This is a genomic window from Winogradskyella psychrotolerans, assembly GCF_018860565.1.
Taxonomy (GTDB): domain Bacteria; phylum Bacteroidota; class Bacteroidia; order Flavobacteriales; family Flavobacteriaceae; genus Winogradskyella; species Winogradskyella damuponensis.
The window spans coordinates 829,787-850,952 of sequence record NZ_JAHKPS010000022.1 but is presented as its reverse complement, the minus strand read 5'-3'; the positions used below and the strand labels follow the sequence as shown (position 1 = coordinate 850,952).

At 32.2% G+C, this 21,166-nt stretch carries 18 protein-coding genes; all 18 read right to left on the bottom strand.

Annotated elements, in window-relative coordinates; genetic code table 11:
• Positions 1-16 precede the first annotated feature (16 nt).
• The 18 genes from KO504_RS12510 to KO504_RS12425 all read right to left on the bottom strand — a co-directional run bounded on the left by KO504_RS12510 (position 17) and on the right by KO504_RS12425 (position 20,641).
• Complete coding sequence (locus KO504_RS12510; protein ID WP_215927329.1) at positions 17-2,155, bottom strand: Gfo/Idh/MocA family oxidoreductase; 2,139 nt, start codon at positions 2,153-2,155, stop codon at positions 17-19.
• Positions 2,156-2,188: 33 nt separating this feature from the next.
• Positions 2,189-3,160 carry an acyltransferase family protein gene (locus KO504_RS12505; protein ID WP_215927327.1) on the bottom strand — a complete coding sequence of 324 codons (972 nt, stop codon included), beginning with the start codon at positions 3,158-3,160 and terminating at the stop codon, positions 2,189-2,191.
• Positions 3,161-3,176: 16 nt separating this feature from the next.
• A complete protein-coding gene (locus KO504_RS12500) occupies positions 3,177-4,346 on the bottom strand; it encodes a glycosyltransferase (RefSeq protein WP_215927325.1) in 1,170 nt (389 codons plus the stop codon).
• Entirely contained in the window at positions 4,333-5,466 is a 1,134-nt protein-coding gene (locus KO504_RS12495) for a glycosyltransferase family 4 protein (RefSeq protein WP_215927323.1), read from the bottom strand. Before KO504_RS12495 ends, KO504_RS12500 begins: the two co-directional genes overlap by 14 nt.
• Positions 5,426-6,394 carry an O-antigen ligase family protein gene (locus tag KO504_RS12490; protein WP_215927321.1) on the bottom strand — a complete coding sequence of 323 codons (969 nt, stop codon included), beginning with the start codon at positions 6,392-6,394 and terminating at the stop codon, positions 5,426-5,428. Before KO504_RS12490 ends, KO504_RS12495 begins: the two co-directional genes overlap by 41 nt.
• Positions 6,395-6,585: 191 nt before the next feature.
• Positions 6,586-7,674: an ATP-grasp domain-containing protein gene (locus tag KO504_RS12485; RefSeq protein ID WP_215927319.1), complete on the bottom strand. Its 1,089-nt coding sequence runs from the start codon at positions 7,672-7,674 to the stop codon at positions 6,586-6,588.
• Position 7,675: 1 nt separating this feature from the next.
• Positions 7,676-8,815, bottom strand: a complete 1,140-nt coding sequence (locus KO504_RS12480; protein ID WP_215927317.1) for a CapA family protein — start codon at positions 8,813-8,815, stop codon at positions 7,676-7,678.
• Positions 8,808-10,733 carry an asparagine synthase (glutamine-hydrolyzing) gene (asnB, locus tag KO504_RS12475; protein ID WP_215927315.1) on the bottom strand — a complete coding sequence of 642 codons (1,926 nt, stop codon included), beginning with the start codon at positions 10,731-10,733 and terminating at the stop codon, positions 8,808-8,810. The genes KO504_RS12480 and asnB overlap by 8 nt, the downstream gene beginning before the upstream one ends.
• Before the next feature lie 3 nt (positions 10,734-10,736).
• On the bottom strand, positions 10,737-11,762 hold the full coding sequence (locus KO504_RS12470) for a sugar-transfer associated ATP-grasp domain-containing protein (protein WP_215927313.1): 1,026 nt from the start codon (positions 11,760-11,762) through the stop codon (positions 10,737-10,739).
• A gap of 10 nt (positions 11,763-11,772) precedes the next feature.
• Positions 11,773-12,924 carry a glycosyltransferase gene (locus KO504_RS12465; RefSeq protein ID WP_215927311.1) on the bottom strand — a complete coding sequence of 384 codons (1,152 nt, stop codon included), beginning with the start codon at positions 12,922-12,924 and terminating at the stop codon, positions 11,773-11,775.
• Positions 12,921-13,778: a UDP-N-acetylmuramate dehydrogenase gene (gene murB / locus KO504_RS12460; RefSeq protein ID WP_215927309.1), complete on the bottom strand. Its 858-nt coding sequence runs from the start codon at positions 13,776-13,778 to the stop codon at positions 12,921-12,923. Before murB ends, KO504_RS12465 begins: the two co-directional genes overlap by 4 nt.
• A 2-nt stretch (positions 13,779-13,780) precedes the next feature.
• A complete protein-coding gene (locus KO504_RS12455) occupies positions 13,781-15,073 on the bottom strand; it encodes a flippase (RefSeq protein WP_215927307.1) in 1,293 nt (430 codons plus the stop codon).
• A gap of 14 nt (positions 15,074-15,087) precedes the next feature.
• On the bottom strand, positions 15,088-16,326 hold the full coding sequence (murA, locus tag KO504_RS12450) for a UDP-N-acetylglucosamine 1-carboxyvinyltransferase (RefSeq protein WP_215927305.1): 1,239 nt from the start codon (positions 16,324-16,326) through the stop codon (positions 15,088-15,090).
• A 126-nt stretch (positions 16,327-16,452) separates the two neighbouring features.
• Positions 16,453-17,241 (bottom strand): 3'(2'),5'-bisphosphate nucleotidase CysQ, encoded by a 789-nt coding sequence (gene cysQ / locus KO504_RS12445; RefSeq protein ID WP_215927303.1) that lies wholly within the window; start codon positions 17,239-17,241, stop codon positions 16,453-16,455.
• A gap of 90 nt (positions 17,242-17,331) precedes the next feature.
• Complete coding sequence (locus tag KO504_RS12440; RefSeq protein WP_215927301.1) at positions 17,332-18,588, bottom strand: sulfate adenylyltransferase subunit 1; 1,257 nt, start codon at positions 18,586-18,588, stop codon at positions 17,332-17,334.
• Between the two features lie 123 nt (positions 18,589-18,711).
• Positions 18,712-19,617, bottom strand: a complete 906-nt coding sequence (gene cysD, locus KO504_RS12435) for a sulfate adenylyltransferase subunit CysD (protein ID WP_215927299.1) — start codon at positions 19,615-19,617, stop codon at positions 18,712-18,714.
• A gap of 5 nt (positions 19,618-19,622) precedes the next feature.
• Positions 19,623-20,213: an adenylyl-sulfate kinase gene (cysC, locus tag KO504_RS12430; protein WP_215927297.1), complete on the bottom strand. Its 591-nt coding sequence runs from the start codon at positions 20,211-20,213 to the stop codon at positions 19,623-19,625.
• Positions 20,210-20,641, bottom strand: a complete 432-nt coding sequence (locus tag KO504_RS12425) for a DUF2061 domain-containing protein (RefSeq protein WP_215927295.1) — start codon at positions 20,639-20,641, stop codon at positions 20,210-20,212. Before KO504_RS12425 ends, cysC begins: the two co-directional genes overlap by 4 nt.
• Between the last annotated feature and the right edge of the window lie 525 nt (positions 20,642-21,166).

Here is a 21,166-nt window from a genome sequence, read left to right as displayed (position 1 = left end):
TCGCATTCAGGTTAAATCAAATTTCAACTTGCTCACCTCCACGTTTTACAGATTCTAAAACTTTAAATGACGCTTTGGTCACCGCTACGATTTCTTCAAAAGGAATTGGAGCTTTACCATCCGTTAATAAACCATTAACAAAGGCTTCAACCATTTCTTTCTGACCTTTATTTTGATTAAAAATCTTATCTTTTTTAGGTTTTCCTTTACCGTAAATCTTTAATTCTTTAAAGTCATTTAAGGTTGCTGAAAGCCCAGCTGAAAATACCTCAATATATTCTTTAGTCATGGATTTAGAACCGTTAGCATAATACGCTACGACTCCAGATGATCCATTTTCAAATTGAATTAAAATATTCAACGTATCATTTAATTTATTGGCATCAGGTAATGCAGAGGCCGACACTTTTACAGGAAGACTTCCATTAAGATAGGTTAAGTAATCTATAAAATGACATACTTCACCTAAAACGCGACCGCCTCCAATTTCTAAATCTTGAATCCAATTATCACCAGGAATGGCACCAGCATTAATTCTATATAACATGGTCATAGGATTATTACCTACGGCCTTTTTAAGCTTATCTGTTAATGGCGAAAAACGTCTATTAAAACCAATCATAACTGCTTTTTTAGCTTCAGATTGTGCGTCTATAATGGCTTCTAATTCAGATTCTAATAAACATATTGGTTTTTCAACAAATACATTTTTGTTTGCCTTTAGACTTTTTAAAACGTAAGGCCCATGAGAATCGTGACGCGTCGCTACAAAAACCGTATTGGTTTTGTCATCTAACACATCTTCTTCATTAGTGGCACAAAACTGAAACTTAAATTTCTCGGCAACACGTTTAGAAGTCGTCCCTGTATTCGTCAATACTCCTACTCTAGCAACATCATTAGTTTCTGGTATATTGGGTAATAAATTACCTTGTGCATAACTACCAGCACCTATAAATGAGATGTTTATTTTTCCTAATTGCTCAGTTTCAGAAGTAGCAATCTTTGTTTTATTGGCTGTTTTTTCTATATTATATTTTAAAGCGATACCTGTAAATGGCTCAGCTTTAGACACTACTAAATCGAAGGCATCCTTCGCATTATCAAACTCAAACTCGTGCGTTGTTAAGTAATCGATATCTATTTTCTTGGTCGCGATTAAATTTTGAAAGGCTTCCATATTGCGTTTTTCTGTCCAACGTACATAAGGCAACGGATAATCGATGCCTTTTTCTTCGTAATTTAAATCGTAACGTCCTGGTCCATAAGAGCAAGCCATGCTAAGCTCTAGCTCTTTACGATACCAATAGGGATCACGTTCAAAACCTGTTGGTACAATACCTAGCACCACCACTTTTCCTTTTTTACGCGCAACTGCACCAGCAAAATTAATGGGATCTAAACTATCAGTGGCAGCAGCAATAATTACAGCATCTGCGCCATAACCATTGGTTGCATTTTGAATTTGCTCTTCTACACCTGCAACATTTCTGGTTAAACCTAAATCGACCACATTATTATCCACTGCTTTTTGAACAGCTGCTTCCGATACATCGATTCCAATAACTGTAACACCAGATGCTTTTAATATTAATGCTGCTAATTGCCCTAATAAGCCCAAGCCAATAACTACACAAGATTCACCTAAGCGCATATCTGCTTGACGCACCCCTTGCATTGAGATGGCCCCTAAGGTATTATAAGCCGCATCTTTTAAGTTGGTACTAGGATTTAATTTTACACAAAGATTAATCGGTACGGAGACAATTTCGGCATGGTTGGCGTAACCTACGCCTGCACAAGCGACTTTGTCGCCGACTTCAAATTCGGTAACGCCTTCTCCTACTTCAATGACTTCACCTGCACAGCTATACCCTAATGGCGAGTAGGCATCAAGTTTTTTCATCACAGCTCTGTAGGTCTGAATTGGACCTTGTTTCTTTAAGGTATCAATAACTTGCTTTACTTGTTGTGGACGCTCTTTGGCTTTACCAAGTAAGCTTTTACGAGCCGCTACCACCGTAGAACCTTCAGTACCCGCGCTTATTATGGAATAATGATTTTTAACGATTACCATTCCTTTGCCTAATTGCGGATAAGGCACCTCTTGAATAATCATATCGCCAGAACCTAGCTTTTGTGTGAGTTGTTGCATTTAATCTATTTTTTTTATCAGTTGTTATTCTGTTTAAAGAATAATACGATTTAGTATCGGTATTTTACGAATAATTTTTCTGTAGATAAGTATCGGAATATAGGTTCCGGCAACCATCAATACAGGTGAAATTAATTCTAAGTTATTTATTTTTAAAACCTTTGTAAAGAACAAAAATAATGCTCCCATTATTAACGTATTCATTAAATAAATATAAAATGAATGTTGCCCTATATAAACAAGCTTATTACTCCATTTATAATTCGCCAACTTAATAGAAATATAATGAATAGCTGGTATAGAAGCTAAGCCCATTACAGTTTTAGGAAATTGCACGTAATCAACGGCTGACATAATCAATATTACTACAAATAACGCGACAAAAATAAGACCAAATTTTGACAAATACTTATAGTAAAGCTCTAAATGTTTAGTAGCCATGATACCTAAAACAATAAAAAGGAAATAAAATGCAAAAAAGTATAGACCTAACAATTTTGGAATATCAATAAACTGAAGTAAAATAGTAAATATTAATAATGGTAAGAATTGTTTTTTTGCAACCATCATTATTAATGGAAAAACAATATAAAACTCTAAGAGCACATATACATACCAAAGAAATCCTGCTGAACCTTCAGATGGATATACAAAAATTGAGATTACGGTGTCTTTAAGTTCTGTAATACTTAGACCATAAAAAAGATAGTCGAAAGTTAAAAAAATAAGCGAAAACAACACATATGGTGGTAAAAATTTTTTTATTTTTTTCTTTATAAAAATGAGGTATTCCTGTATGTTGTTGACAGGTTTATAAGTATAACTCATTAAAAACCCTGAAAAAAACATAAATAATGGCATATGAAACTTATAAATAAGTTTCCTTGAGTTAACAAACCAATCTAAATCCTTAACATTAAATAATAAATGACCATAAACGACTAGCATTATGGCAATCCCAATAGCAACGTCAACATCTTTAAGGTGCTTTATTTTTTTTTTCATGTCGTTATATTAAACTTTAATCAAAAAGAACGTGTTTCAATTCTACATGTAACCTATCCCTCGAGTATTTATCTTTGATTAACTTAGTTTGCTCTATTTTTTCTTTTAAACTAGCCTTTGTTAAACCATCTAATATCGGGATTAGTTCGTTACTGTTAAACCCGCAAGACCAGCCTATTTCATTTTGAAGCACAAAATCTGAACTATCATTATCGCCTAATACAATTATTGGCAATTCCGCTGCTAGGTAATCGAAAATCTTATTTGGAATAGATGGTGTTATCATAGGTAAAATACCAACATCCATGGTTTCTAGATAAAATTTCATATCTTCCCTTTTAACTTTACCTATTATTTTTACGTTAGTAATATTATTTTCATCAATAAAGGCTTTCACCTCTGGATATCGTTCCCCATTTTGATCTGCCCCAAGAATTGTGAAATGGCAGTCCTTTCGAATTTTTAGAATTTCTAATATGGGCATTACATCTATTTGATGTTGAAGTTGTGCTACACAAACCATATTTAAAATGCTAGTATCTGCATCCACTTTTTTATTGAAATCTTCCCAACGTGTGTTTTCCCAACCTAATGGAATAAATACTGATGGTATGTTTTCCGCATATCTATGCAACCATTTTTTAAATGTTGGCGCTGTATATATGGTTTTGTCGTATTTTTTTAAAGACGGTTTTAAATACATATTGCAATAAAACTCAAAGATTCGTTTCTTTTTTTTGTTTTCTATTTCTAAAGCGTCTGGCCAAATATCTTGTATATCTAAGTAAATACGCACACCTTTAAGTCTTTTTAATAAAGACATAAAGAAAATTAGCTCAACAGGTCTTGATGGTAATAAAATTCTATCGTTTTTATGTGCTAAAAACAACAATCTAAAAAAAACATCTAATGAAAAAAACAAGTTATTTAAAACCCGTTTAGGAGATACATTAGAGTTATAACCTAAAACTTTGAGTACTTTTAATTCATACCCAAGCGCCTCCTTAGCGTCATTTATTTCTTGTTTCGAAAAATAACGTTTTTCTGCATGGTAGAAATTAGACGTATAATAAACAATATCCTCACCTTCATCTACAAAGAATTTTGCGATATTAGGGAACCGATTACCACGTTTGGTAAGTATAGATTCTGTTGGGCCAATTAAATATAGTTTATCTTTTTTCAATTAATTCTAAATATTTAGTTTCAAAGAGATTTGTAATTTCTCTAATATCGAATGCATTGCAATAATACGCAGAATTTGCTATTCTGTTTTCATTATAGGTTTTATTATCGTTACAAAATTGTAAAGATTTCACAATAGATTCACTATTCTTCACATCTACAAACAATCCATTTTTCCCTGGAACTACCAAATCTGAAAGTGCACCAACTCTTGTTGTTATGCAAAACAAACCAGATGCTAAAGCTTCTAGCACACTATTGGGACAACCTTCAGTGTATGACGGTAGTATATAAATATCATTTGCTGCATATAACGCAAACTTATCGGTACCTGTAACTCTACCAGGAAAATCTACAATACCTTCTGGTACATTATTGCCTTTTAATTTTTCTTTAAGTTGATTTGTATAGCCCGTTTTGTTTTCATGTCCTACAATGGTGAACTTAAAATGCTCTAACTGATTTGTTTTATTTAGTGTTATTATGGCGTCAATCAGTTCTTCTATACCTTTTAAATCTTGAATTCTACCTAAAAACAACACTTTAATACTATCGGATTCCTCTAAGGTCTCACCTCTAACTATTTCAGATTTATCGATTGCTGTTGTCGTTATTAAAATATTGCTTGCTTTTTTAGGGTTTAGCTTTACTAAATCATTTTTAAAAGAGGATGCTAAAACCACTTGTAAGGTGTTTTTTTGAAATACAAAATTGAATAATTTTCGCAATCTATTACTTTCTGCAATTTTATGGTAAGTAGGTAATTTCCAACCTCTATAAAACACCACCACTTTTTTACCTAGCAGCTTAGCTACGACAACCAAAAGTCCGTCCCTGATTAATGGCACAGGAATTAAAGATGGACTGACTTGAACTATTTTAATGTTACGATCAAAAATTAAGGTTAAAGTATAGGCTAATAAATCAAATAGATAAAAGAAAGGATAAAGTAATCGTTTTAGAATTGGGTAATAAAACAAAAACGCTCTAGAGCCTATAGAACCATGTTTTAATGATACAGTATTAGACTCAAAATGCTTTAAGAATAAATTATAATAATTAACAACACCACCCTCGTGATTAAGCGGATTGGTTAATATAAAAACTTTGTTTAATGGCATCTCTTCTTAATTGTAAATAAGGTAATAAGGCGAAAAAGTATATTGCATCGGTCGTTCTAAACATTCCTGAATAGAAATTTACTAGTACGAGTATAATAAATAATGATAAAATTATAGAGGAATTTTCCTTGTCATACTTTCTAAATGAAAAATAAAATTTTATCACTTTTATATATAAAATTAATATTAATAAAATGCCTATTACACCATGATTATAGAGAAATCCAAACACATCACTATGAGCATGTATTCTCCGACCTACTTTACGTCTGGAATCTTCTTGATTTCCAAAGCCAAAAATCAGATTATCTGAATTATACCATGTTTCAAACAATTTAGTATATGTTCCTACACGACCTGAACCTGCTTTTTCATTATTAGGATCAAATTGCTCTTCACTAAAACGATCTGCAATTGAATCTTTCTGACTTTCAAGAATGTATAATCCAGCAAAACTTATTGTTATAAAAATAAGCACTCCTGTTGCTAACTTTTTAAGACTAAAATCATTTTTTAAATTACCTAAATAATAAATTAAATTCCCTAATACAAAAGCTAACATAGCTCCTCTTTTCAAAGTTATTAGAATCGCTAATGCTGAAAGCATTATGAAAAATTTATTTTTACTATAACCTTCTGTGCTTAATAAAATTACTGGAAAAAGAAACAAAACTAAATATGCAGCAATATTATAATCATCTTTTATTGCACCCGTCAAGTAGTAAAGTACTGTAAACACAAAAGCTACAACAACTACTTTTTTAACAACACCAATAAAATCATTAAGAGTTAAAAGGTTCTTAAAAGCATATACATACAAAACATTTATTCCTAATATCCAATATAACATTTTTGAATATATCCAAAAAGCTTCAAAAACATCTTGATCAGTAAATAAGTATAAAAATAAAATAACTGCAAACCACATGAAATACTTGAAAAAGTAAAACTTTCTTATAATATTAAAGTTTGTAATATTCTCTTTTATGATCAGGATTAAGATTATCAATCTTAAAGTCCTAGAAACATTTAATATTAAAGTACTTTGAAACAAGTCAGAGCTCAAATCAGTAATTAGAAGTAGAGGAAATCCCCATTTAATTAGAAATATTAGTAACTTCAATTTGTAAGTGTTTTAATCATTTCTAAAACTCTTAGGTTACATAAATTGTTTTTACAAAACTCACCCTTTTCAAAATCCCAAGTTTTAGTTATTATATTAAATGATAATCGTCCAGACTCTCCTTCGATTTGCAATAACTCTCTATCATCTTTTTGCCCAAAGTAAGGCTGAATTTCATTAATAAGAAACTCTCCTTGTTGCGTTACAAAAATATCTATATCTACATACTTAAAATTAAATGTATCTGTTACAAGCTTTACAAGATTTAGACATTCTTGTGGTGGCATTCCATAACCAAAATTCTGAGAACCACTATGAAACTGACCGTTTTTAAGCTTCTCGAACCCAAAATAATAATCCCCTATTCTAATAATTCTCCACTCTTTTACATCCTCTAAATACCCTTGTAAAATAACAGAGCCATGCTCTTTATCTAATTTGTGTTTTCTATAACTTCTGATACCAGAATTAAAGACTTTTTTTGCAACACTTTTTAACTGTGAAGGATTGTTTAAAATCTTTACTCCTGAAGCACCAGAACCACTACTTGCCTTATACACAATTGGGTATTTACACGTTTTAGAATATTGAATAAGTTCTTCGAAATCGTAAAAAATAAGCGATGTTGGATGTGGAAGGTTATTAACTTTTAACCAATCTAAAGTTCTTAATTTGCTTTCCCAAATCCACAATTCGTTATAATTAGGAAATACGGGAATATTGATACTATCGTTTAACAACTTTAAACGGTTATCAAACATATCTTTCCAAGGTGTATACTGTACAGAAGGTCTTGCAATTAAAAAATCAATAGGTTTTAATTTTAAATCATCTAACCAATCTTTAGAAAAGAAATCTATAACTCTATACGATATATTTAATTCTTGGAACGCTCTAATATAGTTACTATGAAGATGCCAATTTTCTTTAAGAATTCCAACTGTATATTTAGAATTCTCGAAGGTTTGCTCTTCTTGTTTTGTGATTTCATAGACAGACTCAATAGCCTTTTTGCCTCTATAATCAAAGACGTTAAAATGATAGTACACAAATTTTTTAATTGCTAAAATGAATTTGTCCTTCATACTATTTATCTTTTAAAATAGTTTCAACAATTTCTCGATGCGTTTCGCAAGTCACAATATTCTTTAATACCAATTTTCTATCGTTTTTATATATCAATTTTAACCACGAGAATTTTTCATTTAACTTACGCATCACCTTACCATTACCATTTAAAATACTAAAATAGGTATTCTCTAGTGACTTTGATAATTTAAGCCATTCTTCTTGAATATAATTAGGGTTTTTAATCATCTTTTGAGAAGCTTCATCAATATGATTCATAAAAGGTTTTGCTTCTTCGGTTGTCATTTTTCTTATGCCAATTTCATCTTTTAGAAAGCTTTTGTGCAGGTATGGGATAAGTTTTATATCTGTTGTATTATCATCATGTAACACTACTTCTATCAAATAACCTTTGTATAGCCAATCTCTTTTTAGCGGATAGGCATCAAAGATAAAATTACCTTGACCGTAATAGATATTTCCTTGATTATATGTCTCGTAAACTCCAGCTGTATGCGAATGTTGGCAAACCACCATATTAACACCCTGATCTATAAAGAAGCGACATAGTTTCTGCTGTTTTGGTGAAGGTAAATTATAATTTTCTTTACCTCCATGATATAATAAAATTATAAAATCACTTGAATCTTTAAGAGCTTTTATCCTTGTTACAAAATCTATAACATCTACTGGATTTGCACCAGGCTGACCATTTTCTGCTATAGAAAATTCGTTTTCAGCATAACTAAGCACAGTTATATTTTTTTCTTTTATAGTTGCTCTAAATGGTTCAGAAGCATCTTTTAATGTTTCACCTGCCCCAGAAAAATCAAATTGATTTTCCTTTAGAGCTTCTAATGTGCTTTTTAGTCCTTTTTCACCATGATCTAAAATGTGGTTATTTGCTAAATTTAAATAAGTAATACCACTTTGTTTTATAGCATTTAACATTTTAGGAGAATTCCCAAAAACAGCACCACTTTTTTTAATTGGTGTTTGCGCATTTATTAAAGGAGTTTCCAGATTAGCAATCGCAAAATCTGCAGCTTGAATTTCTGGTAACACATCGGTAAATAATTGCCGAGCATCTCCTTCTAAAAAAGTCTTTTCGTCTCTTTTAGTTGCACAGATGTCTCCTCCAATAATAAGTTTAACCATTATATATACCGTCTAAAAATGTTTGTGCCCAAGTTTCGAAAGCAAAAAACATCCATAAATTCTTAAGGTCACTTTTAGAAAACTCCCCGTTCTTTTTATTCCATATTTTATAAACTTCGTTATGATCAAAAACACCTCTGTTTTTTATACCTGGCAGTAATTGGTCTTCAATAAGCTGATTCATCCCTGTTTTCAAAAATAAGTCTTTTACTGGCAACGGAAATCCGCTTTTTTCTCGGTAAACAAAATTTTTATTAAATCGTTTTACAGCAAGTTCCTTCAGTATGTGTTTAGTGTAGGTGTTTGGCTTGTTTAAATGTCTAACGTCATTACATTTTTTAACTAATAATTCTGTCGGTAACTTCATTACAAGTTCCACCATGTTTTTATCCAAAAATGGTACTCTGTTTTCTACAGAATGCGCCATGGTCATTTTATCTTGTCTGTTTAACAAATCTACCATATAGGTTTTTAGATCGTATACTGAGGCTCTTTTTATTAAGTCGCCTTGCGAAGGAAATAGTTCTTTGCGCTGACTCACAACCGTTTCAATATCATTAGCGATACTAAATTTATTAAAATCACTCATACTTAAAGCTGAACTACTCATTACAAAGAAATCTTCAGGTGTTTGTTCTAAGTTATACTTGCTTTTTATTCTATTACCAATAACAGGAACTTTAGAATAGCCTTTAAGATTCATATTATATCTACATGACAAATCATGATATCTAGAGTAGCCTCCAAATAACTCGTCTGCACCTTCTCCACTTAAAAGCACCGTTACATTCTCTCTAGCTCGTTCTGCAAGGCGTTTTATACCTAAGGTATTAGGAATACTAATAGGTTGATCTAGGTGCCAAGTGGCCTTGTAAAAATTCTCAAAAGCGTATTCGTTAGAATATTGATATCTATGTGAATCTGAATTAGTGTGATTTGTAACGTAAGTAATAAACTCTTCTTCGGAATATTTTTCGTCTGAAAATACAATGGAAAACGTATCCATATTAGCGTTAAAAAACTCACGCGCATACGTGGTCACTAAAGAAGAATCAATGCCTCCAGACAACTGACAACCCACAAGAACATCGCTCATTAACTGTGATTTAATACTTTCTTTAAATGTTTGGTTTAATTTTTCTAATGCATCCTTAGGATTTAAAAGCTCCTCTTTATCAACCATTTTATAAGACCAATATTCCTTAACTTCAATTTTGTCTTCAGTAATTTCGTAATAATGTCCTGGAGGTACTTGCTTCACGTCTTTATATAACGTTCTGTCGTGAGCGCAATATCTGAACAATAAATATTCATCGAGATGATTAGAATTCAGTTCTGCTTTAAAATCTGGATGTTTAGTAAATGATTTTATTTCAGATGAAAACATTAAAACATTTGGCGTCTTATAGATATACATTGGCTTAATACCCAATTGATCTCTAACGATAAAGCTTTTTCTTAATTTTAAATCTACTATAATGAAAGCAAACATGCCATTGAGCAACTCTAAGGTCTTATCTATACCATATTCTATGTACAAATAGAGTATAACTTCAGAGTCTGTATGGCTTTGAATAGGGTGTCCTTTGGCTATTAATTCATCTCTAAAGGATAATGCATTGTAAGTTTCACCATTATATGCCAAAATATAATTGCCGCAACCAGAAATCATTGGTTGATGGCCTTTTTTAGAAAGGTCTAAAATAGATAGTCTATTAAAACCAATACCTGCATTTAGATGACTAAACTCTGCTGTTTCATTATCAATCACATTGATTTTTTGATCCTTGAACAACGAAAAACCAACCATACCTTGATCATCAGGACCTCTATGCGCCTGTATATCTGTCATCTGTTTTAACACATGACTTTTTAATGGTTGATTATGTAAATTGATAAAGCCTGTAAAGCCACACATAAATTATAGGATTTTATGAAATTTGTAAAATGCTTTTATTCGCTCGTCTGTTAATAACGGCTCATGTCCTTGCAAAACATCTGGATCTGGATGATGATTACCTTCAATAGCGACTAAACCTTTAGTACTTAGCACAAAATCCCACCCTACACATTTTAACATCGGTAAACTATTAGCAGCATCTAGGATCTCTGTTTTTATAGAAGACCAATCCGGTATAATAGTCCCTTCAATTTTAACGTTAGTATCTGGATGATGCGTATATCTTTTATGCTCTTTAGCTTTAGGGTGCCTTGTACAGTCACTTAATTGACCTGTTTCTAGATTAATTGAAGCACTTAAACCTCCTTTTGTAAAATTATCTTGTGGCGCAGATGCTGCTACTCCTATACGTTGAACGGCTCTTGCTATAAATGCTTTATTTGTTTCTGGATCAATTAGTGTTATAATACGCATGGTATTTACGGAAGTCGCATTAAGTGATTTTGAAAATTCACTTGGTTCTATATAATCAGTAAAAATATAATTGTTTAAGGTTTTAAAAAAAGCGAGTAATTCCTTCGAACTGTATGTTTTAGTATTGTTAACTAAAAACTGATTATCACTTTCTTTTTTAATAATATAAACTCCTTTACCTCCACCACCAGAGATGATTTTTACAACAAAAATTTCAAATTGATTAATAAGATCTTCAATTGATCTGCTATCGTTAGAATAAAACTGTCCACTTACTATAATACCAAAGGTTTTTGGCACTTGAATATATTTACCAACATACTCAGAAAAGATTAACTTATTAGTTAACAATTCATTGAATGGTTCATTAATCCACCTTGCCATCGCTGCATGGTAATCGCTTAAATAATCTTTGTAGTTGTTTTTATCGAGTTGATAAAGCGTATATTTTTCAGCTAAAAACCCTTTTCTCCATAGTCCTATTTTCTTAGAAAAACCTATGGGGAATTTATCCTTTAAATCTTTCTTAATAATATTAATCTTGGTTCTATATTTATAATATGTAAACTTCATTCTGTTGCAACTATTTTAAAACAAATGTTTTAATCGCGTATAATATATTTGCGAAAGTATCTATAAGATTTGAGTTTTTAAGCACGTCTTGATTTAAATATACCTTTTTATACAAATCAACTCCATTTTTAACATTGAAATAAGCTTCAAACCATAATTTTGAAGTTCTTTCTTCTTTACTTTTCAATGCCTTATAAATAGAATCTAAGTTGGCTTGCTCATTAAAATCAGTAACCTGCGTTCTTGGTGAAAAATTAGTCGCAAAAATAGCCTCAAAATTGTTATCTGCAACTAGCAATGGATAATCGGTATCTTTATAGGGCACTAATAACATTTTATTCAAACTTGAAGCTTCCATAAAATTACGACCCGTTCCAACAATAACATCTCCCACATCTAATACCTCACTTGCATTATAGGTAAACTCGTCTGAAGTTTCAATAATAACATCTTTTTCTAAACCTTTAGACTTTACTTCCTCTACAATAGCATTGTAATTGGTCTCACTTTGAATGGTCCCAATTACAATTAACCGCACATTACAACCTTTAGCTTTTAGCCAAGAAACTAAATTAATAGCTTGACTGATAGATTTATGATAATGCTTTCCTATCCTTGCAATTCTTAATAAAGAGAGGTCAGCTTTACCATGTTTTGCATAAAATGCTTCAATCCTAGAGCTATCCAACTTAACAGGTCTTACTCGATTAGGGATTAGTATAAGCTTTGTAAGATTATAACGTTCCTTACTTTCGAAATAAGCTTTATTTTCTTTACTAAAAAGTACTAAATTATCAGATACAGGAAAATACTTCTTAGGGTTTGGCCCTCCACATTTATTTAAAAATGAAGCTTGATTAATTCGTTTTGAAAACAATCGACTAAACGCAAACGACTCTACATCAAAAGCGTGTATGGCGTTTGGCTTTATTTCTTTTATTAGTTTTTTTATTCGAAAGAAAACTGATATAAAATTATAACCATTAAAATTGATAAATGACACCTCATAGTTAGTCTTATCTAAAACTTCTGAAGGTTTAACACCAAGATTAATCACGTGTACATTTTCAGTTTCACCTATTGCATTAGCAATGGTATTTAAACTATGAAAATGGCCACCTTTTCCGTGACCAACTGTGGTAATAAAATAAACGATGGTCATATAATACGTTGTTCAATTTCTAAATCTATATTGTATTTCTCCTTAACTTTACTTTGAGTATGTTTTATAATTTCAATTATATCTGAACCACTGGCATTATTAACATTAACAATAAATCCACTATGCTTTTTTGAAACTTGAGCACCGCCTATAGTAAACCCTTTCAATCCTAATTCATCAATCATAGGTCCAACAAAACATCCTGGTGGTCGTTTAAAAACACTTCCACTATTTGGAAATTCTCTAGGCTGTTTAGACCATCGTCTCTCTTTAGACTCATTCATTATTCTCCTGATTTTAGATTGATTTCCGCTACTAAGTTGAAACCAAGCTTTCAAAATCACTTTATCTTTTTGCTTTTGAAAGATACTATTGCGATACTCCAACTCTAATTCTTCATTAACTTTTTCTTTAATACACATATCTATTAAATCCAAGTAACGCACTTTTTGTAATACATTTTTAGTTTCCCCTTCCTTAGTACCTGCATTCATAACTACTGCACCTCCAACAGAACTTGGGATATCATAAAAAAACTCCACGCCTGCTAAGCTATGCTTTTCGGCAGCCTCACTAACTTCTAAAATTGTCGCACCAGCTTCAGCACTAATAACATTGCTATGGACATCAACCTCAACTGCATCATAATTTCCATTAAAAATTATAAAGTTCTCATTGTAATAGTCTTTTGACAAAATGATATTATGTCCACTTCCTAAAAGAATATACTCTTTATTTGATGTATATAACTCAACTAAATCATTTTCGTTTTCTGGAAAATAAGCAGTTCTGCATTTAGAGTTTACTCTATATGAATTATATAATTTTAAATCAAAATCGTTATAAACTCGCATCGTTATGATTTTAGTTTTTTTATAAGTTGGACAATGGGTTGAAAATCTGATCTTTTATACTTAATCAATTCTAATATTGGGATTTTTATTACCTTACTATAAAAATAGATAAATAACAATGCTGCAAAACTATAACTAATAGTTGATGCTAACGCAGCTCCAACCGCACCATACTTTGGTATAAAAACAATATTCAAAACTACATTTATCATTAGCGCAGGAATCATTGCTTTAAGAGATACCCAAGGCTTTCCTTTTCCTGACAAATCCATATTAATCACTTTAAAAATAGTAAGTAATAATACACCTGGCAGAAGCATGTTAAGCACCATAACACTTCCTTCAAAAGACTCTCCATACATTAATATGATGACAAATTTAGACAGCAAAAACAAAGCAAAAGCAACTAAACCAATTGCTAAAAATGATAATCTTAACAACTGAGCGACTTTCAAAGAAAATGCTCTATCATCTTTGGATACAGCACTCCTTGCAAACACTACAGTACTTAATAACATCGGTATTTGCCATAAATATTCTGTAACACTCACACCTTTTGAATAAATTCCTGTTTCAAAAGCTGAACTTAAATTATCTAATAATATAATGTCAATTCTATAATTCAAATTAATGACCAACAAGGCAAGTGCATAAACCAAACCAAGTGACAACATTTTTTTTATAATTACCCAATTATAATTAAAACTAAAAGCTCGAATAAATTTATTTTTAAATAATAAAATACCGCTAACAAACAATGGACCAGCAGTTAATGCAATGAGATATCCTGAAATACCAAACGAAAACCACATTACTAAAACTGAAGTAACACCAAAAATAATTAGAGTCGGAATCCAATTTATCTTATTAAATGTACTAATCTGATTTTTTCCCAAAAAAACACCTGAATTATAAGTATTAAATAATGCAAAAGGTATTGGCAGAAGTGCTAAAACAACCAACCACATATTCTCTCCCGATTTGCTTAAATATCTAATAAGCAAAAAACAAATAGCAACACTAAACACTGTGGTAAATAACCAAATTTGAGTTATGGCCGTTTTAATTTGACCTTCTGTAAAGATATTTTTACCTAAAAAATAGGTGGTTGATTGTCTGATGCCCAAAGAACCAATAGACATAAAAAGAGATGGGTATACTAATAATGCAGCAATAATACCATTCCGCTCAGGACCAAGAACTCGAGCCACTATGATTGAAGTTATGAGACCAAATAAAATGATTAGTATTTTGGAAACACCAACGCTTAAAATATCTTTTAGAAAAGTACTCAAAATACTATTTTGTATTAAATATCAACCCCTAAGCCTTTCAATTTACTTTCTAGGTTTTCATAACCTCGGCCAATTTGCCAAGCATTTTCAATAATCGTTTCTCCATCAGCAACCATACCTGCCAACAATAAGGCAATACCAGCTCTTAAATCTAAAGCCGTCACTGTTGCTCCTTTTAAAGGTACTCCGCCATCAATCACCAACATATCTCCATCCACTTTATATTGCATTCCCATTTTAGCCAATTCCTCTGCGTAGCCATATCTCCCAGGAAACCTTAAATCTATTATTTTAGATTCCCCTTTGCTCATTGCACCATATACAGCAAATAAAGGCTGCATATCTGAATTGATACCCGGATAAGGCCCTGTACTTATTTCTATTGGGTAAGACTCGCCTCCACGGACAATTAAACTATTTTCTCCGCGGTAAAACTTCATTCCACTTTCTCTTAAAAAGACTAATGGCACTTCTAAATGCTCAAATGGAAAGTTTTGAATCTCTACATCTCCGTTAGTGATAACGGCTCCAATAGCCCAAGTCAAGGCTTCCATATTATCAGGAATTACACTATGTTTTACACCGTTCAATTCAGGTACGCCTTCAATTTCGATACATTTTTGACCAAACACCTTAATCTTTGCTCCCATTTTATTAAGCATATCTATAAGATCGATGATCTCAGGCCTAATATGCGGGTTCCATATCGTGGTTTTACCTATTGCCAGAGACGCACAGATTATTGAATTTTCTGTCGCACCTGTTGAGCGCATAGGTAGAACAATATCTGTACCTTTTAATTTCCCATCTACTTTTGCACATAAATAATCATCTTCTTCCCACACTTTAGCTCCTAAATTCTCAAGAAGCATTACATGAAGATCATACTTTCTTTCTCCTAACTTACATCCGCCTGGTAAAGGCACACGCCCTTCTCCCGTGCGTGCAGTCAGAGCGCCTAAAATCAATAAGGTATTTCTTATAGATCTATCTTCCCACAGCAAATGATTGGTGGTTTTATTTCTATCTTCAGTAACTCTTACTGAGTCTAATTCAGTAGTGTAGTTTTTACCAAGGACCTCCAACATTTTTAAATGTACCTGCACATCTAATAATCCATTAGGAAAATTAGTTAGCTCTATATCGTCTCCCGTTAACAAACTAGCTGCTAATAATCGTAAAGCACTATTTTTTGCTCCACTTAATTTAACCTGCCCATTTAATTGGGATTTTTGGATTTTTATGTTGTTCATTTCCTCAATTATAATTCAAGTGCAAAACTAAAACAATCTCGCTTTAACACAATGAATTAATTAAAAACTTCTTATTAGATAACTTAAAGGTAACTTTAAAACCCTTAGATCATTATATAAGCTTTCCTATTCCACCAAAAACCAACTATTCAATAATTCATTTCTATTGTACAACATCCGTTCTTTCGTACTCCAGTCTATTACCTCAAAACCAGCATGCTCACAAATTGCCTGACCTGCAGCTGTATCCCATTCCATGGTTGGCGCGAATCTCGGATAACAATCCGCCTGTCCTTCGGCGACCATACATAGCTTTAATGAGCTTCCTTTAGAAATTAGGTTTACAGCACCATGCTTTTCACGCATTTGATTGATATAATCATCTGTTTCTGGAGACCTATGTGAACGACTCGCAACAATGGTAAAGGTTTTATCTTCTCGCTCTAAAGGTAATTTATGGCCTTGTTGCATTAAAGCATCTACATTATAATCTTCCAAATTTACTTTGACTTTAAAAGCCCCCATTTCTGAAGTTGAAAAATATAGATCGTTTAAAACGGGTACATAAATAACACCCAGTACGGTTTTCTGATTTTCTATGAGTGCAATATTTACCGTAAATTCCCCATTGCGCTTAATAAATTCTTTGGTACCATCTATTGGATCTACAATCCAAAGCTGCTCCCAATCCTTTCGTTCTTCATAAGGTATTGACTTCCCTTCTTCAGATAAAACAGGAATACCAGTAGTGCTTAAGTGCGACATAATTACATTATGCGATGCGATATCTGCTTTGGTTAAAGGCGAATCGTCACCTTTTAGTTCTACTTGAAAATCATTGGAATAATAGATGTCGAGAATTGCTTTTCCTGCTTCTAGGGCTGCTCCGATTGCTATTTCTAAATTATTGTTCATATATTAAAACGTAAGTATAAGATTCTCTTGATTGAAAAACACCCCTAAAGTCCCCTCAAGGGGACAATACTCCACTACAAAACGTAGTTGTTAAATAATCATCCCAGCACCAATGGTTTCATTGGTTTGTTCATCTATAATAATAATACTTCCGGTTTGACGATTTTTCTTATAAGCATCATAAAATACAGGCTTAGCGGTTCTAATAGACATCCTTGCTATATCATTCATCTCCAACCTATCAATACCTTCTATTCTATGCAACGTATTAATATCTATTTTGTATTTTAATTCCTTAACCATACCAATAGATTCATTAGTTGTGTGTTTAATCACCACTTTGGTACGCGCCTGAATTGGTTTTGTACTCATCCAAGTCACTAACACCTCTAAATCTTGACTAATTTCTGGTACATTATTTTCACGCACAATCATATCCCCACGACTGTTATCTATTTCGTCTTCTAGAGTCATAGTTACAGACATCGGAGCAAATGCTTCCGAAATTTGTTCTCCATTCAGCTCTATTGTTTTTATGGTTGACACAAAGCCAGAAGGTAATGATTTGACTTTGTCACCAGGTTTAAAAACCCCACCATCAATACGACCAGCAAAACCTCTATAATCTTGATTTTCTAAAGTATGAGGTCGAATTACCGATTGAATAGGGAAACGACAATCAACCAAATTATGGTCACTAGAAATATGGACAGTTTCTAAATGATACATTAATGTACTTCCTTGATACCAATCCATATTTTCAGAACGGTTAACGACATTGTCTCCATTTAAAGCCGAAATAGGAATAAATTGAATATCCTTAATTCCTAATTTAGAAGAAAAGGATTTAAAATCTGAAACAATCGTATTGTACGTTTCTTCACTATAATCAACCAAGTCCATTTTGTTAATACATACAATAGCATGAGGAATACGTAACAATGACGCAATAAAGGCATGTCTATGTGTTTGTTCCAACATCCCTTTTCGTGCATCTATTAGTATAATGGCTAAGTTTGCAGTAGACGCACCAGTCACCATATTTCTAGTATATTGTATATGACCAGGTGTATCTGCAATGATAAATTTACGCTTTGGTGTTGCAAAATAACGATAGGCCACATCAATTGTAATACCCTGCTCGCGTTCCGATTTTAAACCATCCGTAAGTAATGACAAATCTACATAATCAAACCCTTTAGATTTACTAGACTCCTCCACAGCATCTAATTGGTCTTGAAATATTGATTTACTATCGTACAATAAACGTCCAATTAGTGTACTTTTTCCATCATCTACACTTCCTGCTGTTGTAAAACGTAATAATTCTATATCTTGATAATCCATGTTTTTGTTCTCTTTATTATTTTCTGCTGGCTGTGAATATTTATAGTAGGTTTTATTTCTTTTTTAATACACTCCTTAAGCCCCCTCAAGGGGACAATACTCACAACTAAAACCTATTTTCTATTAAAAGTACCCTTGTTTTTTACGATCTTCCATGGCTGTTTCTGCACGTTTATCATCTGCACGTCCACCACGTTCTGTCGTTCTAGTTGTTGCAATTTCTTCAATAATCTTATCTAAATTATCTGCTTCAGATTCTACAGCTCCAGTAATTGGCATATCACCACAAGTACGGTAACGAATGGTCATATTCACCACTTCTTCATTTTCCTTTAACTTAATAAATTCTGAATTTGCCAATATTACACCATCCCTAACTACACAATCGCGTTGGTGCGAAAAATAAAGCGATGGCAAATCAATATTTTCTAATTTAATATATTCCCATACATCCATTTCGGTCCAATTAGAAATAGGAAACACTCTAAAATGCTCTCCGTAATTTTTTCGACCATTAAAAAGATTCCATAACTCTGGTCTTTGATTTTTAGGATCCCATTGTCCAAATTCATCTCTATGAGAGAAGAAACGTTCTTTAGCACGTGCTTTTTCTTCATCGCGTCTTGCACCTCCCATTGCAGCATCAACCTTATATTCTTCAATAGCATCTAAAAGCGACACTATTTGCAGAGAATTACGTGAAGCGTCAGCACCTGTTTCCTCTTTAGCTCTCCCTTTGTCAATTGATTCCTGTACAGATCCAACAATAAGTTTTACGCCTAATTTTTCGACTAATTGATCTCTAAAAGCAATCGTTTCAGGAAAATTATGCCCTGTATCGATATGGACTAAAGGGAAGGGTATTTTTGCAGGAAAAAATGCTTTTTTAGCTAAATGCGTTAGTAAAATAGAATCTTTACCACCAGAAAATAATAATACTGGATTTTCAAATTGCGCTGCAATTTCTCTAATCACAAAAATAGCTTCTGATTCTAATTCTTTTAAATGATTAATCACGTAATTACTCATGTTTTTTATTTTAATTTTTGAATAATAAAGTCTAAAATGGTTTGAACAGATGTTTCTACATCTTGATGATCTGTTACAACTTCTATGTCTGGGTTAGTTGGAGCCTCATAAGGAGCCGAAATACCTGTCATATTTTTAATTTCTCCTGCTCGTGCTTTTTTATACAAGCCCTTAACATCTCTTCGTTCACACTCCTTTAATGACGTATTAATGTAAATTTCAACAAAATTATCTACTCCTACAATGTTTTTTATATTCTCTCGGTCTTCAATATAAGGCGATACAAAAGCGGCTAAAGTTACCACACCTGCCTCAACCATTAAATGACCAATTTCGGCTATTCGTCTAATATTTTCAGTACGATCTTCGGGCGCAAAACTTAAATCTTTATTAATACCTTGTCTAATATTATCCCCATCTAAACTAAACGTTGAAACCCCTTTTTTATGAAGCTCCATCTCTACCAAATTAGCTAATGTAGATTTACCAGAACCTGACAATCCCGTAAACCACAATAATAAAGAACGATGCCCATTTAAATTTTCACGATCTTTTTTTGTAATTTTATAATTATGTCTAACCGTATTTAAGCTCATAATTCATTAACGTTTTTCACCTGTTTTCTTTTATTCCTCTGATCCAAACCAAAATTAATTTGATACCATAATTTCTCATGACCAAAATATAACAACATTTTTGTTACCACTTCTGCTCCACCAATTTTCAAACCTGTTAGAGGATTCCCTGAAATTACCCAACCTAAAATAATAGTATCTAAAGTACCTACTCCACGCCAAGAGAACGTTTTCAAAATATGGCGTTTATTAGACGACTTTATGGTTGACTTAAACCAAACGCGTTCATGCAAATAATACAATACCATTTTAGTGACCATTTCATAAAGCCCCATTTTCATGCCTATAGAAAAATTACCAGATATAAACCAAGACAACAGCATGGTATCCAAGGTTCCTATAATACGCCAAGTAATTGTTTTAGCTAAATGTCGTTTACTAAATTTCAATATTAATGTTTTTCAAATTTCATAATAACAGATACCACCATCCCGCAACAAAAATAAACACATCTACGCATCTAATAACAACATTTACTTTTAAAACTTCTTTCTTTAATTTTTAAATTACACAAAAGTACTCAATTACTAATTCTTACAGCTAAAATTTCATCATAATCACAACTTTTAATTCCATTTAAACCCACCTCTAACATCCCCCTTTACTTTATGTTTTATAAAGACAATAAAAATATAAGAATTAGGCTTTTATAGCAAACCCATTTGCCTAATAGGCATAATCGATAATCGCGTCAATATCATTAAGAAACCCCTCCTCTAATACCATTAATATATCTCACTAGAGGTTATAGTATTGACACCTCTAATTTAGAAGTAGCAAACATAATAAAACAGTATGCTACAACAAGGCTCTAGCAATGATATAGAAATAACAAAAATCTTACCACAGACATTTATTCAGGAAAATCACCTGACAACTTTAAAAACAAAAAACTCAAAAAAAAAAAAAAAAAA

What these genes read in the sequence shown, in the direction of transcription:
- KO504_RS12510 (WP_215927329.1), bottom strand. Translation starts at nt 2,155, where the DNA reads ATGCAACAACTCACACAAAAGCTAGGTTCTGGCGATATGATTATTCAA.
- KO504_RS12505 (WP_215927327.1), bottom strand. Translation starts at nt 3,160, where the DNA reads ATGAAAAAAAAAATAAAGCACCTTAAAGATGTTGACGTTGCTATTGGG.
- KO504_RS12495 (WP_215927323.1), bottom strand. Translation starts at nt 5,466, where the DNA reads ATGCCATTAAACAAAGTTTTTATATTAACCAATCCGCTTAATCACGAG.
- KO504_RS12490 (WP_215927321.1), bottom strand. Translation starts at nt 6,394, where the DNA reads ATGTGGTTTGCAGTTATTTTATTTTTATACTTATTTACTGATCAAGAT.
- KO504_RS12485 (WP_215927319.1), bottom strand. Translation starts at nt 7,674, where the DNA reads ATGAAGGACAAATTCATTTTAGCAATTAAAAAATTTGTGTACTATCAT.
- KO504_RS12480 (WP_215927317.1), bottom strand. Translation starts at nt 8,815, where the DNA reads ATGGTTAAACTTATTATTGGAGGAGACATCTGTGCAACTAAAAGAGAC.
- asnB (WP_215927315.1), bottom strand. Translation starts at nt 10,733, where the DNA reads ATGTGTGGCTTTACAGGCTTTATCAATTTACATAATCAACCATTAAAA.
- KO504_RS12470 (WP_215927313.1), bottom strand. Translation starts at nt 11,762, where the DNA reads ATGAAGTTTACATATTATAAATATAGAACCAAGATTAATATTATTAAG.
- KO504_RS12465 (WP_215927311.1), bottom strand. Translation starts at nt 12,924, where the DNA reads ATGACCATCGTTTATTTTATTACCACAGTTGGTCACGGAAAAGGTGGC.
- murB (WP_215927309.1), bottom strand. Translation starts at nt 13,778, where the DNA reads ATGCGAGTTTATAACGATTTTGATTTAAAATTATATAATTCATATAGA.
- murA (WP_215927305.1), bottom strand. Translation starts at nt 16,326, where the DNA reads ATGAACAACATAAAAATCCAAAAATCCCAATTAAATGGGCAGGTTAAA.
- cysQ (WP_215927303.1), bottom strand. Translation starts at nt 17,241, where the DNA reads ATGAACAATAATTTAGAAATAGCAATCGGAGCAGCCCTAGAAGCAGGA.
- KO504_RS12440 (WP_215927301.1), bottom strand. Translation starts at nt 18,588, where the DNA reads ATGGATTATCAAGATATAGAATTATTACGTTTTACAACAGCAGGAAGT.
- cysD (WP_215927299.1), bottom strand. Translation starts at nt 19,617, where the DNA reads ATGAGTAATTACGTGATTAATCATTTAAAAGAATTAGAATCAGAAGCT.
- cysC (WP_215927297.1), bottom strand. Translation starts at nt 20,213, where the DNA reads ATGAGCTTAAATACGGTTAGACATAATTATAAAATTACAAAAAAAGAT.